Source organism: Neolewinella aurantiaca, assembly GCF_008014675.1.
Lineage (GTDB): Bacteria > Bacteroidota > Bacteroidia > Chitinophagales > Saprospiraceae > Neolewinella > Neolewinella aurantiaca.
Map to the genome: position 1 here is coordinate 1 of NZ_VOXD01000004.1, position 13,313 is coordinate 13,313.

The window sequence follows — 13,313 nt, forward strand, 5'->3', positions numbered from 1 at the left end:
CCGTAGTAAGTCTTGCCATTCTTGACTATCTTACCACTTGTGCAGCTGGGGCAGATGAGCATGTTTTGAGAGTTTTGTCACTATCAAGATAGTGATTTTGCTCCACTGCATTTTTTAGGTTTATCCATCCTTACATTTGATACACCGCCCGATTTTGATTGTAGGTCACTGACCAAGCTTGAAGCTTAGCGTTCAATTCCACCGATCATGTCTACCTTACCTTCTCGTCAACCCCGAGCTTAAAGCCTCGTTAACCCACACGGCCCCAATGACCGCAATAATAATAGAAGACATGCCCCCCGCTCTCGCCGCCCTCAAGGCCGAGCTGGCGGATTTTTGCCCCAACGTAGAAGTGATCGGCACCGCCGGCTCCGTCGTGGAAGCAGCAAAGCTGCTCCGCACCACTAAGCCGGATTTGCTCTTCCTGGACATCATGTTGGGCGACGGGACGAGTTTCGATATCCTGGAGATTGTACCGGACATCACCTCGGAGCTGATCTTCACGACGGCATCGGATGAGTTCGCTGTGCGCGCCTTTCGTTTCGCTGCCGTAGACTACCTGCTCAAGCCGGTTGAGGGAGAAATGCTGAAGGCCGCCGTAGACCGGGCCATGCGCCGCATCACCTTCAAGAAAGGTGCACCGGATACCGCCAGCCTTGACTTGCTCAAAGAAACCATCCGGCAGCCGGAAACGCTGCCCGACCGCATCAGCCTCCACACTTCTGAGAACATCGTTGTGGCAAAGATCAAAGACATCATCCGCTGCGAAGCAGACAGTAACAATACACGCTTCGTTTTTGCGGGAGACCAGAAACCGGTCTTCGTTACCAAAACCCTGAAGCACTACGAGCGGATGCTGACCGGCCACGGCTTCGTGCGCGTACACCAGTCTCACCTCGTCAACTTTAACGAGGTGGTGGAATTCAAAAAGATCGACTCGGGGTACCTGCGCTTAAGCAACAACGATGAAGTTCCGGTCGCCAGCCGGAAGCGTGCGGAAGTGGTGGAGATGTTGCGTTGAGGATTGGTGCGTACTGGTAATGGTGCGCTACGATTTTAGGTAACTTTGGCTCCTTGATTACTGCATGCCTGCCGGCAGCTATTCTCCTCTGCGCAACAGTTTCAGCCTTGGTCCGGCCGCCTTCACCTCCGGTGAATAGCGGGGATGAGCGACCTCCGGTCGCGCAATTGGCATGTAGAGGTTCAATCGGAGTAAAACTCCTCCACCGACACTTTCGACTATTTTCATTGCGAAACGACTTCGGCCTTGGCTCCGGCCACTAATTCGGTTGCTGGTGGCCGTTGAAAAGAGCAAGCTGTATGAGCCAAAACGAAGCGGCTGCATTTCCGAAAGGCTATCATAACCCGACGGTTCCAAGACTTCGAAGGGCAAGTTTGATGGTGAGTTTTTGCTTTTTAGGCCAGCAGTGATCGAATTAGTGATCAGTCGGAGACATAGCCCGAGGGGTTTGCTTCTTTGCCCCGTTAAAGAAGGCCGCCGGCAGGCATGTAAGACGAGAAATGACGCTGTTGTCAGCCTGCAAGATTTGCTAATCACGGAAGTAAAGTCATCTCATTGGCTACAAACTTTAGCGGACCATTGTATTGGTACAAGGTGCTGAAACTGGCCGCATAACCTTTCCCCTGCACCTGCGTTCGCGCCTAAAAAATGGTTTTCGATAAAACCATCCCGGAGTTCTAAGCGTAAAGCTAAGTACCTTCGTCTTTCAAGTTTACTGATATGTACCCACTTCTCATCGTTTCCGTTCTTCTCCTCCTGGCCATCATGCTGTTCATGAAGATGTGGTCGGCTAACCGGATGCCCGGTAAAAAGAAGCGGGCGCAGGCCGTAGCCGAACTTAAAGCGGAGATGGATACCTGGAGCGCCGATCTCGTGCCGCTGAATAAGGAAGAACTCGATCTTTTCAGTGTCGCGCAGGACAAGCAGGTGATCAAAGGCGGAGCCGGTGCTACGGCGAAGGGAACCTTCACGACCATCTTTCACGAGCCGGTGGTGAGCTACTCTTACCGTCGTTACCTCGGCAAAAAAGAGAACGAACTGCTCTACGTCCGCACCGCTGAGCACGAATACGTTTACTGGACCGAAGAAGGAAAAACAAACCTGGAAATTGACGGCAACCCCGTTGGCCTGATGGAAGGCGGTGCCCTCTTTGGCAAAAAAACCGGCAAAGAACTGGCCCGCATCGCGGCCACTGCCCGCGAGAATTACCTGCCCGTCAGCGTAGGTAACCGCGAGGTGGGGTCGCTCCAACTCAAGCCCCTCGGCAAAGACGATCCGCTGAATCAGCGCGCCTTCCAGTTCATCCCCGAAGACCTCAACGATAAAGAAGAGCAATTGCTCATGAGCCTGGCCACGCGGGAGCTGGTGAAGCGAAGTATTCCTAAGTGAGTTGGTGAGTTGTAGGGTTGGTGAGTTGCTGCCGCTGTTGCCGTTTGCTCACCTTCGGCGAACGAGCGAAGCGAGAGCGGAGCTTGCGGCAGCAACTCATTGCCCCCCAACTCATTAGTCTAATTGAAAAGGGCCTCCACCAGTTGGTGAAAGCCCTTAAATTAACCGTAAACCAGCTCAGTTTATTCGGTTATTGAGTTGTGTAGTCCGAAGACTCGCTAACTTACTCTTACATGTGCTTGATCAGCTCGTCGCCGAACTCAGAACACTTGAGGAGAGTAGCACCGTCCATGAGGCGCTCGAAATCGTAGGTTACGCGCTTGGAGCCGATGGCACCGTTGAGGCCTTTGATGATGAGGTCGGCAGCTTCGGTCCAGCCCATGTAGCGGAACATCATCTCTCCGGAGAGGATGACGGAAGATGGGTTCACTTTGTCCTGGCCAGCGTACTTCGGAGCGGTACCGTGGGTAGCTTCGAAGATGGATACACCAGTGCTGTAGTTGATGTTGGCACCCGGAGCGATACCGATACCACCTACCTGTGCGGCGAGTGCGTCGGAGATGTAGTCGCCGTTGAGGTTAAGGGTAGCGATTACACCGTACTCTTTCGGGCGGAGGATGATCTGCTGAAGCATTGCGTCGGCGATGACATCCTTCACGATGATCTCGCGGCCTTCGTGCTTGATGACGTGCCACGGGCCGCCGTCGAGTTCTTCGCCACCGAAGTCCTGAGCAGCACATTCGTAACCCCAGTCGCGGAAAGCGCCTTCGGTGAACTTCATGATGTTACCCTTGTGGACGAGGGTCACGCTGTTTTTGTTGTTGTCGATCGCGTACTGGATGGCTGCCTTCACGAGGCGGTTGGTGCCTTCCTGAGAAACGGGCTTGATGCCGATACCTGCGGTGTCGGGGAAACGAACCTTCGCGTAACGCTCGGGGTAAGTTTCTTTAAGCCACTGCAGGAATGCAGCATTGTCTTCGGTGCCTTCAGCGAACTCGATGCCTGCGTAGATGTCTTCCGTGTTTTCGCGGAAGATGATCATGTCTACATCTTCGGGGTGCTTAACCGGGCTGGGAACGCCTTCGAAGTACTGGACCGGACGCACACAAGCGTAGAGGTCGAGTTTTTGGCGAAGCGCAACGTTGAGAGAGCGGATACCGCCACCTACTGGTGTCGTCAGGGGGCCTTTAATAGAAACGAGGTACTCATCGATTGCATCGAGGGTGGCTTGTGGAAGCCACTCACCTGTTTGGTCCATGGCTTTCTGGCCGGCGAGGACTTCTTTCCAGACAATTGATTTTTCGCCGTTGTAGGCTTTGTTTACGGCTGCTTCGAGTACGCGGCTGGCTGCTGCCCAGATGTCGGGGCCGATGCCGTCACCCTCGATAAAAGGGATAATAGGGTCGTTGGGTACGTTCAGTTTACCGTTGGAGAGGGTGATCTTGGTTCCGCTCATAGGAGGATTTCTTGATTTAGTTTAATAAGCCAGGGAGAGAAACCTCTCTCCGGGCGGGCAAAAATAAGAAAATTTAAGCACGCATTAGACTTAACTATCTCGGGAGAGTAGTAGTTTGCCGAGCAAATAGATTAGTATTGAAAAAGTATTGTTTTTTTCTGGCCATATCCTCCCTGTTTATCTTCGCCTGCGGAGGCCCCAAAGTCGTAGTTGCACCTTACGATCCGGGAGATCCAACGATCAGTAAACCAGACTCTGTACCCGCGCTCGCGCCAGAGGACAAACCTGTCTTTGATGAAGAAGATTTACACGGCCCCTTCCTCCCGCCCGAAATTCCTCCTACCGTTTACGAGCCATACGTGCGCCGGGCGGAAACTACCGCACCGCCGCTTCCCCCGGCCTCTAACAGCTGTCACCTGGCCGTAGAGGTCCGGAACTACGACGGCGTTGATGGCTGCGGTATTTTGCTGGAAACCGACGAAGGGAACCTCTTTTTGGTTGGGGTGCCGCCACGGGGAGAACCTCTGGAGACCGGAACCCGCATCAGCATCGGCTTCGAATATATGGAAAACTACGAAGGAGCTGACTGCGGCAACGCCGATGCCGTTATCCGGATCACCTGCAAACGATTATTGCGCGTGAGTTCCGGACTGCCCCGCCCAGTGATGTGCGAAGCCTACGATAAACCCGCCGAGTGGCTGCTGGGGCTGGCCCGCGATTACTCCGCAACCTACATCACCCGTTTCCCATGGAAGGAAGGCAGATACGTGTACCTGATGGAAAGCCCGTTCGGGCAGTACCTTTACGACTGCCGCGGCTACCTGATTTGTAAACCCCGTAAAAACTGTCTCGGATTTGTAGAGGATTTCTCGCAGGGCGTCATCATCTTCGAAGGGTAATACTGCGCACAAGTTTCGGTGAGCGAGTGTTCAGCAAAGCGAAACCTGTCTCCAAAAGGTACAGGGCGCAAACGCAGGTGCAAAGAAAGGATGAGGAACGCAATTCCCGACCTTCCGCAGCAGTTAAATGCGGGCAGGCTATAAACGATCGGCACTGCCTGACTTGTCCACCCTTCTATTTCTACAATGGCCATACAACGCGTAGCCGCCTGGCTCATCACGATTGCCCTGATACTTGTACTGATCGTAGTCGGTAAAGACTATCTGGTGCCTATTTTTATGGCGCTGGTGATTTGGTACCTGGTAAACGCCCTCGACCGGGAGTTCAACAAATTACCATGGATCGGGAAGCATTTGCCGGGAGCCGTTACCCTCGGGATGTCGCTCATCTTCATCGGGCTGACGATTTACATCGTCGGAGATACCATCGTGGAAACCATCCAGGGCTTTGTGGTGGACAGCAATAAGTACATCCCCAAAATCGACGCCCAGATTGCCCGGATGTACGAACAGATGGGAATCGATGATCCTCCCACCGTCGAAGGGCTGGAGCTTTCCACGCAACTATGGGCTTACTCTGCAGAGTTGCTGAATGGCTTTACCAACTTTGCCCGGGCATTGTTACTCGTGTTGCTGTACGTTCTGTTCTTCCTGATCGAACAAGGGGCCTTTGGCCGTAAAATGGCCGCGCTGGGCTTGCCCCTTCAGGAAACCAACCGCCTTTCGGTGGTGCTGAGCAAAGTAAACGACGCGATGCGGACTTACCTTGGCGTTAAAACCTTTACCAGCATGCTCACCGCTTTGTTGAGCTGGATTGTCTTTTACTTTGTTGGGGTTGATTACGCGTTGTTCTGGGCGTTTTTGGTGTTCCTGTTCAACTACGTTCCTACTATCGGATCCATTACGGCGACCTTGCTGCCCGGCTTTTTAGCCCTGGTTCAGTTCGATACCCTGTCGCCTTTTCTCGTTATCATCATTGGGGTGACGGCCATTCAGCTGCTGGTGGGCAACATCCTGGAGCCCCGCCTGATGGGTGATAACCTGAACATCAGTCCGCTGGTGGTTGTACTATCGCTTATCCTGTGGTCAATGCTTTGGGGAGTCATCGGGATGCTGCTCAGCGTTCCGATTACGGTTGCCATCATTATCGTTTGTTCTCAGTTTGAGACGACCCGCACAGTGGCGGTGTTGCTGTCTAAAGACGGGAAGGTGTAGAGTCGGGAGTTAGGAGTCGGGAGTCTGGAGTCGCTGCCGCGAGCACCGTTCGCAGCGCTTCGCTTGCTCACCACCGGCGAACAAGCGAAGCGAGGAGAGTGGCGCCTGCGGCAGCGACTCCCGACTCCTAACTCCCGACTCCCGACTCCGAACTCTTATCCTTCCGGTAACGCCCATCCGTAGCTCAGCCAGTCGGCCAGGTAGTCTACGTCGGAGAGCGGGGCGAGCTGTTTGACCGACTTGCCGGCCGCCGCAGCGCGGGCGAGGGTGGAGGTGAGTACCTCGGGAGTGCTCCAGGCGATGTTCTTAAAGAGCGAAGGTGTCAGGCTTTTCATACCAAGGAGGGTGTAGCCTCCGTCGAGTGCCGGGCCAACCACAACATCGTGGGTGCTGAGGGCCGCGAATGCTTCGTTGAGGTAGGCAGTGTCGATGCCGGGGCAATCGGAACCAATGATGATTACTTTGTCGTACCCTTCTTCAAAAGCGACGCGAAAGCCTTCGAGCATTCGCTCACCGAGATCGCCGGGGTGCTGAAGGCGTTTATGGAAGTCCTGTTCAGACCACGCGTCGCCAATGGTGACTTCGTTGGAGTAGTAGAGATAGCGGTCTGCATCGTCGAGGCCGAGCGCTTGTTCGCGCGTCCAGTCGGTAAGCTGATGGTACATCTTCAGGGCCATCTCGTTGCCCACGTCTCCGGCAAGGCGGGTTTTGGTTTTGCCGGGGATGGGATTCTTGATGAAAAGTAGCAGGGCGGATTTGCTCATGTCGGCTGGATCGTGGATTGGTTCTAAAGCAAGAACAACACGTCGGGAAGGGATTGGCTCACTGGCCGTATAACTTTCTTTGCACCCGCGTTATGCGCCCGGCCATAAATTTATGTTCATACAACTGTTAGGACTCACGCTGCGTTACCACACCGACCAAAGAACACCCCAATGATACAAGCCATCTGGAACGATAAAGTTATTGCCGAAAGCAAGGAAACTGTAATCGTTGAAGGCAACCACTACTTCCCCGCAGCTACCGTGAACAAGGATTATCTGACGCCAAGCGACACTACCAGCTTTTGTGGCTGGAAAGGCGATTGCAGCTATTATAATGTAGTCGTTGAAGGCAAAGAAAACCCGGACGCCGCATGGTATTACGCCGACCCGTACGAGCGCGCCGAAAAAATAAGAGGGCACATCGCCTTCTGGAAAGGGGTTGAGGTAAAAGAAACCAATAGCTGAAAACCAGACCACCTGCTACGATCATGATCTCCCACTTTACCCAAGTCCGTGCCCAATCCCTTGCCCTGTGCGAACCACTCAAGCCGGAAGATTACGTGGTGCAACCACACCCGGATGTGAGCCCGCCCAAGTGGCACCTCGGGCACGTGAGCTGGTTCTTCAAAAACTTCATCCTGGCAGAATACGTGGCGGGGTACGAGGCATTTGACGAACGCCTCAACTGGTTTTTCAACAGCTATTACGAGAGCCAGGGGCCACGCATCACCCGCTCCAGCCGGGGAAATATGACGCGTCCCGAATTGTCGGTGGTGCTGGCTTACCGCAAACACGTCGATACGGCAATCGTAGAATTGTTGGAAAGCAGCCACCCTGACCTGCAGGAGATCGAGCGTCTCGTCGAGCTTGGCTGTCACCACGAGCAACAACACCAGGAACTCCTGCTGACCGATATAAAATACATCCTCGGCACCAACCCTTATTACCCCGCCTACCTCACATCTGCGGGCGCGGACGCAGGTGCAAAGGGCGCTGTTAAGAAAGACGCTACCGGTTCTCTCAACAACAAATTTGAATCCGTAAAGGGCGGTCTTCATACCATCGGCTATCAGGGCAACGGCTTTTGCTGGGATAACGAACTGAGCGTTCACCAGGTATTTCTTGAGGATTTCAGCATCGGGCGTCATCTCGTTACCAACGGTGAGTACCTCGCCTTTATGAACGACGGCGGCTATGACCGCTTCGAGCTGTGGCAAATGGAAGGTATTGAGTGGGCCCGTAATCTGGAAGTCAAGGCACCCCTCTACTGGTTGCAAAACGAAACCGGAGAATGGATGCACTACCAACTCAACGGCGGCTTGCAGCCCGTAGACCCCGAACTGCCGGTGTGTCACGTAAGCTGGTACGAAGCCGATGCCTTCGCCCGCTGGGCGAACGCACGCTTACCAACCGAATTCGAGTGGGAAGTCGCCTGCCGTAAACTAGACCCGGAGGTGACCACGCGCCAAAACTGGTCCGACGCCCAAAAGTTTCAGGGCTACGCCCCCGCAGCCAACGAAACCCAAATGCTGGGCACCGCCTGGGAATGGACCAACTCGGCCTACCTTCCGTACCCCCGCTACCCGCGCCCTGAGGGCGCGCTCGGCGAATACAACGGTAAGTTCATGATCAACCAGATGGTCTTGCGTGGGGGAAGTTGTGCCACGCCACAGAGTCATATCCGACCTACTTACCGCAACTTCTTCCAGACGGACAAGCGCTGGCAGTTTACCGGCATTCGGCTGGCAAAGTAGCCCTGGCCCGATCACAAACAATTATCTCCCAACTCCCGACTATTTTTCTGTTTTTATTTCTCACTCCTGATTCATGCCTTCAAAAATCAATAACGTCTTTGCAGAAGAAGTCAAAGCCGGTCTTTCCGCCAGCCCCCGCCACCTGTCCAGCAAATGGTTCTACGATGCCACCGGAGACGAACTTTTTCAGGCGATCATGGCAATGCCGGAGTATTACCTGACGGACGCAGAACGGGAGGTCTACCAATACTGCGGGCCGGAATTACTGGAAAACATCGGCGACCGGCCTTTCGATCTCATCGAGCTCGGAGCGGGAGATGGTTCCAAGACTCGTTATCTGATCAATGATTTCATCGCGGCAGGAGCAAATTTCACTTACCGGCCTATTGATATCAGTGCCCATGCTGTGGAGGAACTGAGTCGGCGCGTTGCGGCCGAATGGCCGCAGCTCGATTACTCTCCGCTGATCGGCGATTACTTCGCCGCACTGAACAACCTGGGAGAGCCGGATGATGATGCGGTGAGGTTGGTTTTGTTTCCGGGAGCCAATATCGGAAATTTCAATCAGGCTGAAGCTTCGGGCTTCTTGCGGCACCTGCACCAGTTTCTGCGGCCGGGAGACCTGCTGCTCACCGGTTTCGACCTGCGGAAAGATCCGGCGGTTATCCTTGCAGCTTACAACGATCCGGCGGGGCACACCGCAGATTTTAACCTGAACCTGCTGCGACGGATCAACAACGAACTAAAGGCAGATTTCGACCTGCAACAATGGATGCACTGGGAAACATACGATCCGCTTAGCGGAGCAGCCCGGAGTTACCTTGTTGCGCGCGCTGACCAAACTGTCGCCATCGGTACGCTCGGCAAGACCTTCCATTTCGACGCATGGGAAGCAATAAGTGTGGAAGTGAGCCAGAAATACAGCCGCAGGGAAATCGAAGCGCTGGCGGAAAAATCGGGCTACACGCACGTTCAGCATTTTACCGATGATCGTGTTTTGTTTTCCGATAGTTTGTGGAAGGTGTAGCGCACCAGGATGCTCGGGCAGACGGTCAGTAGAGAGTCGCCCCGCAGCACCTTCTCCGGTAGCTGTTCACTCAGTTTTGCCCCACCAACGCAGTTTCAGCAGATCCAGCGCGTATAGGTTTGGCCGTTCCCTGGTAATCAGGTAATCCATCAACGTCCGCTCGGGAGCCATGCGGGCAATTGCCGGCAGGAAAGGGAGTTTGTCCGCAAGATCGATCAGGCGCGTACGCAGGTGCGGAGACTCGTTTTTTAAAAGGCGAAGGTTGAAAATTGCCTGCTCCTGCTTGCGCAGGAAGACATCGTTGGGCTCCAGGCCAAGATGAACAACGGGGTTGTCGTAGTGGCAAATGGTCACGTCTTCCGCTACAAATTGCTGCCCCCAAACGGTGTCTTCGTGTCCGTAGCCTTCAAAATTATCCGGGAAAGGGTGCCGCAGCAGAAGAGCTTTGCTGACCATGAAATTGTTGGACTGAAAACCCAGGGCCCCGTCGGCTTTACGCCGGGCCACGGTTTTGCTTTCCCGTTGGCTCCCGTACCACCAGTGGAGGTGGTAGCGGTGATCGGGGGGTGGGGTAGGGGCGTAGGTTCTCCCGCCCGTCACAATTAACGGCAGCTGCGGCTTGCGTTCAACTTCTTCGAAGTACCGGGAGACGAAATCAGGATTGGGCCAACCGTCCGCGTCCATCATCACAAGGTGGTCGTACTGGGCGTCACGGGCCATTTTATTGCGGATGGCGGCGCGGCCGAGATTGGTCTTCAGCTCAACGTACCGGATACCAGCCAACCGGCGCAGCTCGCTCCGCCCCCAGTCTTCGTCGTTGGGGCTGGCATCGTCGTAAACGAGTATTTCTACCGGGCCTTTTACGGCTGTCGCCTGCCGGAGCAGTTCGGTCGCCAGGGCTCGGACGTCGTAACGATAGGTAGGTATGCAGATGGAGAGCATGAACGTAAAGGTAGGCACGGCTTTAGCCATTGCCCCGTTTTATTGATGAAGTTGTACTTACGACTGGCCCGACCGAACCTCCTCCAGGTATTTGTAGTAATCGGGCAAGATCTCCGCCCCACGACCCTTTACCCACTGAGCTTCCCATCCATTAGCCAGCCGGAAAGCATCTTCGATGATGTCGGCCTGCTGTTCGTAGTTGAAGTCTTCGAGTTTGTCCTTCTTTCGTAGGGGCTCGAGCCCGCCGTAGTTGTATCCCATCTCCGTGGTTTGTGCGTGCAGTGCCCTCGGGATGTAGGCCGCCCCGCGGTGGGTGTACTGCCAAACGTGGACAACCTCGTGCACCAGTGTGGGCGCGCTCATCGGTCCCCAACTATTGATGGTATGGAAACTCACGTAGCAAAACCGGGACCACGACGGGCCAACGTACGCCCGCTCATCTATGCGGATTTGGTCGTAGGGGACCGCTTCGCCGAAAATGGGCCGGAGCATCGTGATCTCGGCAGCAGTAAGCGGGCGAATACCCGGGAAAATGGCGTTGGTGAAAGCTTCGTAAACATCGAAAAGCCCGATTAAGTCCAAAAAGGAGAAGAGGACATCCAGCAAGCCCCGCCCGGAAACAGGTTTGCGCAGCAAACCCAGCAGCCGTTTACGACGAAGCGGAGCATTACGGACCAAAAGGCCGAGGCGTTGGATGAAGTAGTTGGAGCGGGTCACTGATTGGTAGATACAAACAGGAGGCGGTGATGGTTGCTTTACGGTGCGCTCGTGCCGAGAGGGAAACAGCACCGGGACGAAAAATGAACCCGGACGATGACGATGTGTCCGCATCACTAACAAGCTACACTACTACGGCATTACCTTCGCTCTCGTGCCAAAAAAGATACCCAAACTACGAACCTGGTTAAGCCATCTCACCGAACAGGTGCTGGAAACCACTTCTTCAGAACACAACGAGTTCCTGCAGGTCAGCCTCGTGAGTGGCCGGTTGCAGCTTGTGGCCGAAGATGCCATCTATAGCTTTGGGGACTACTACCTCAATTTCCGTAAGCTCTTCGAGCGCTTCGACTTCGAAAAACTGCCGCTGCGGTCCAACGTGTTGATTCTGGGCCTGGGGCTGGGCAGCATCCCGGAATTGCTGGAAGATTACATCGGCGTAGAGTACGAGTACGTAGCCGTCGAGATTGATCCGGTGATTATTGATCTCGCTACCCGTTACAGCTTGCCGAGCCTTAAGTCTCCGTTGGAAGTGGTCCAGGCCGATGCTTACGCCTTTTTGCAGATAGACCGCAGGAAGTATGACTTCATCTGCGTCGATGTGTTTCAGGATGCAACCGTGCCGGAACACCTCAACGGAGATGACTTCCTTGAGTTACTCAAGGAAAGCCTCCTGCCCGGAGGAGCAATTGCTTACAATCGCCTGGCCGATACCACCGCTCACGCGAAAGAATCGTTGGAGTACTACGAAGGGCCTTTCAAAAAAGCATTCCCCAACGGAGAACTGGTGAATACGCGGGGCAACTACATGTTAGTCAACGATGCCCGGTTTTTACTGGACTGACCAAGGAGTGTAACTCTTTGCGAAAGGGGGGCGTTTACCCGGAAACTTTCCCTGCACCTGCGCCCGCGCCCGAATCCTGCGTCGGCAGAAGGTCGAGAACCGTAGGGTCGTAAACAAAGCTATTCTCGGGAACCAGCCCGATTGCACCATCGAAAAAGCGATAGATGTAGTCGAAATCAGCGCGAATATCACCGGTGATCGTATAGGGTTCCGAAAACTCGATGGTACCTTCTCCCCTCATGTCGAACTTGCACAAAACGAGCGGAACGCCGGCCTCTTTAGCGATGAAGTAAAAACCGGTTTTGAAGTGTGTTACTTTGGAGCGGGTGCCCTCAACGGCAATGCAAAGCTTGAAATCTTTCTTCGTCTTGAAAATATTGGCGACGGCCTGCACGAAATTGGTTCGCTTGGTCCGTACCACGGGTACGCCGCCCATCCAACTTAAAATCCAACCGAGCGGGCCTCTGAACAAGGTCGACTTTCCGACAAAATTGATGTACTGGCCAACGGCAGCACGAACATAAATGCCGTACGGGAAATCCCGGTTAGAGGTGTGGGTAACGGTGGGCAATACGTACTGCTCCGGCCATTTACCCTCGTTGGGGTTAACGACCCGAACACCATTGAGGCGAAGCATAAAGCGACCAAGCGCGGCGGGCATCATAACTAGTATTTTAAAAGTTCGATCACAAACGATCAGGCCGGCTCGAAGTATCCGGTGCTCCGGTTCTTCTTTACGCCATCCCAGCTGAAGTAGCGGCCGTTCATCGCAACGTAAACGCCCGGCGGCAAAGATTGGACGAAACCAAGCGCACTGCCCAGGTTAAAAAAACCATCGGAAGATGAACCAAAAGCGTACGGAATCATCGCTCCCGTGAGAACGATCGTTTTGCCTGTAATATCGGCTTTGGCCAGGTATTCGGCGGTTTGCACCATCGTGTCGGTACCGTGGGTAATCAGAATCTGATTGGTGTCGATGCCCCGGCAGTTGTTGACGATGTTTTCACGGTCGAGGTCGGTGATTTCCAGACTGTCTACCATCATGAGGGTACGGACGCTGACGTCAAGAGTGCAGCGCCCGCGCTCCAGCATTTCGGGAAGGTTGGAGTCCTGAAAGAAGAGCTTACCGGTGACGAAGTTGTACTCCTTATCGAAAGTGCCGCCGGTGACGAAGATTTGGATCATATGCAAAAGTAATGACTGAACAGCTGAATTGGTGGGTTCATCGCCGGCTATTCCTGATTCGCTGCGCTGGTCGGGAGCGATACGCGGGCCAGCCGCAGGC

The 13,313-nt window shown here is 54.3% G+C and carries 14 protein-coding genes; 8 read left to right on the forward strand and 6 right to left on the reverse strand.

What is annotated here, in order from left to right; genetic code table 11:
• Window positions 1-268 precede the first annotated feature (268 nt).
• On the forward strand, window positions 269-1,021 hold the full coding sequence (locus FUA23_RS03455) for a LytR/AlgR family response regulator transcription factor (RefSeq protein ID WP_147929325.1): 753 nt from the start codon (window positions 269-271) through the stop codon (window positions 1,019-1,021).
• A gap of 720 nt (window positions 1,022-1,741) precedes the next feature.
• A complete protein-coding gene (locus tag FUA23_RS03460) occupies window positions 1,742-2,410 on the forward strand; it encodes a hypothetical protein (protein WP_147929326.1) in 669 nt (222 codons plus the stop codon).
• A 229-nt stretch (window positions 2,411-2,639) separates the two neighbouring features.
• Here the strand turns inward: FUA23_RS03460 and icd are convergent, their stop codons facing one another.
• Window positions 2,640-3,866 (reverse strand): NADP-dependent isocitrate dehydrogenase, encoded by a 1,227-nt coding sequence (icd, locus tag FUA23_RS03465; RefSeq protein ID WP_147929327.1) that lies wholly within the window; start codon window positions 3,864-3,866, stop codon window positions 2,640-2,642.
• Window positions 3,867-4,003: 137 nt separating this feature from the next.
• Here icd and FUA23_RS03470 point away from each other — a divergent pair, with 137 nt between their 5' ends.
• Window positions 4,004-4,765 carry a hypothetical protein gene (locus FUA23_RS03470; protein ID WP_147929328.1) on the forward strand — a complete coding sequence of 254 codons (762 nt, stop codon included), beginning with the start codon at window positions 4,004-4,006 and terminating at the stop codon, window positions 4,763-4,765.
• A gap of 186 nt (window positions 4,766-4,951) precedes the next feature.
• Window positions 4,952-5,980: an AI-2E family transporter gene (locus FUA23_RS03475; protein ID WP_147929329.1), complete on the forward strand. Its 1,029-nt coding sequence runs from the start codon at window positions 4,952-4,954 to the stop codon at window positions 5,978-5,980.
• Window positions 5,981-6,135: 155 nt separating this feature from the next.
• Here the strand turns inward: FUA23_RS03475 and FUA23_RS03480 are convergent, their stop codons facing one another.
• Complete coding sequence (locus FUA23_RS03480) at window positions 6,136-6,744, reverse strand: TIGR04282 family arsenosugar biosynthesis glycosyltransferase (RefSeq protein ID WP_147929330.1); 609 nt, start codon at window positions 6,742-6,744, stop codon at window positions 6,136-6,138.
• A 171-nt stretch (window positions 6,745-6,915) separates the two neighbouring features.
• Between FUA23_RS03480 and FUA23_RS03485 the strand changes: the two genes are divergently transcribed.
• The 3 genes from FUA23_RS03485 to FUA23_RS03495 all read left to right on the forward strand — a co-directional run bounded on the left by FUA23_RS03485 (window position 6,916) and on the right by FUA23_RS03495 (window position 9,525).
• Window positions 6,916-7,209, forward strand: coding sequence for a DUF427 domain-containing protein (locus FUA23_RS03485; protein WP_187270872.1), 294 nt, complete (start codon window positions 6,916-6,918; stop codon window positions 7,207-7,209).
• Between the two features lie 23 nt (window positions 7,210-7,232).
• Window positions 7,233-8,498, forward strand: coding sequence for an ergothioneine biosynthesis protein EgtB (egtB, locus tag FUA23_RS03490; RefSeq protein WP_147929331.1), 1,266 nt, complete (start codon window positions 7,233-7,235; stop codon window positions 8,496-8,498).
• Between the two features lie 73 nt (window positions 8,499-8,571).
• The gene (locus FUA23_RS03495) at window positions 8,572-9,525 is read left to right on the forward strand and encodes an L-histidine N(alpha)-methyltransferase (protein WP_147929332.1); all 954 of its coding nucleotides are present in this window, start codon (window positions 8,572-8,574) and stop codon (window positions 9,523-9,525) included.
• A gap of 66 nt (window positions 9,526-9,591) precedes the next feature.
• On the opposite strand, the gene FUA23_RS03500 is transcribed toward FUA23_RS03495, so the two are convergent.
• Window positions 9,592-10,497, reverse strand: a complete 906-nt coding sequence (locus FUA23_RS03500) for a glycosyltransferase family 2 protein (protein ID WP_147929333.1) — start codon at window positions 10,495-10,497, stop codon at window positions 9,592-9,594.
• A gap of 27 nt (window positions 10,498-10,524) precedes the next feature.
• A complete protein-coding gene (locus FUA23_RS03505; RefSeq protein ID WP_147929334.1) occupies window positions 10,525-11,184 on the reverse strand; it encodes a hypothetical protein in 660 nt (219 codons plus the stop codon).
• A gap of 154 nt (window positions 11,185-11,338) precedes the next feature.
• On the opposite strand from FUA23_RS03505, the gene FUA23_RS03510 reads away from it, so the two are divergent.
• Window positions 11,339-12,028 carry a spermidine synthase gene (locus tag FUA23_RS03510; RefSeq protein ID WP_187270873.1) on the forward strand — a complete coding sequence of 230 codons (690 nt, stop codon included), beginning with the start codon at window positions 11,339-11,341 and terminating at the stop codon, window positions 12,026-12,028.
• A 34-nt stretch (window positions 12,029-12,062) separates the two neighbouring features.
• Here FUA23_RS03510 and FUA23_RS03515 read toward each other — a convergent pair whose 3' ends face one another.
• Together FUA23_RS03515 and FUA23_RS03520 are read right to left on the reverse strand one after the other, a co-directional pair.
• Window positions 12,063-12,692 carry a 1-acyl-sn-glycerol-3-phosphate acyltransferase gene (locus tag FUA23_RS03515; RefSeq protein WP_246144016.1) on the reverse strand — a complete coding sequence of 210 codons (630 nt, stop codon included), beginning with the start codon at window positions 12,690-12,692 and terminating at the stop codon, window positions 12,063-12,065.
• A 32-nt stretch (window positions 12,693-12,724) separates the two neighbouring features.
• Window positions 12,725-13,213 (reverse strand): asparaginase domain-containing protein, encoded by a 489-nt coding sequence (locus FUA23_RS03520; RefSeq protein ID WP_147929336.1) that lies wholly within the window; start codon window positions 13,211-13,213, stop codon window positions 12,725-12,727.
• Between the last annotated feature and the right edge of the window lie 100 nt (window positions 13,214-13,313).

Coding starts and splice junctions, on each gene's coding strand:
- FUA23_RS03475 (WP_147929329.1), top strand. CDS start 4,952: ATGGCCATACAACGCGTAGCCGCCTGGCTCATCACGATTGCCCTGATA.
- FUA23_RS03500 (WP_147929333.1), bottom strand. CDS start 10,497: ATGGCTAAAGCCGTGCCTACCTTTACGTTCATGCTCTCCATCTGCATA.
- FUA23_RS03460 (WP_147929326.1), top strand. CDS start 1,742: ATGTACCCACTTCTCATCGTTTCCGTTCTTCTCCTCCTGGCCATCATG.
- egtB (WP_147929331.1), top strand. CDS start 7,233: ATGATCTCCCACTTTACCCAAGTCCGTGCCCAATCCCTTGCCCTGTGC.
- FUA23_RS03520 (WP_147929336.1), bottom strand. CDS start 13,213: ATGATCCAAATCTTCGTCACCGGCGGCACTTTCGATAAGGAGTACAAC.
- FUA23_RS03480 (WP_147929330.1), bottom strand. CDS start 6,744: ATGAGCAAATCCGCCCTGCTACTTTTCATCAAGAATCCCATCCCCGGC.
- FUA23_RS03455 (WP_147929325.1), top strand. CDS start 269: ATGACCGCAATAATAATAGAAGACATGCCCCCCGCTCTCGCCGCCCTC.
- FUA23_RS03485 (WP_187270872.1), top strand. CDS start 6,916: ATGATACAAGCCATCTGGAACGATAAAGTTATTGCCGAAAGCAAGGAA.
- FUA23_RS03515 (WP_246144016.1), bottom strand. CDS start 12,692: ATGATGCCCGCCGCGCTTGGTCGCTTTATGCTTCGCCTCAATGGTGTT.
- icd (WP_147929327.1), bottom strand. CDS start 3,866: ATGAGCGGAACCAAGATCACCCTCTCCAACGGTAAACTGAACGTACCC.
- FUA23_RS03495 (WP_147929332.1), top strand. CDS start 8,572: ATGCCTTCAAAAATCAATAACGTCTTTGCAGAAGAAGTCAAAGCCGGT.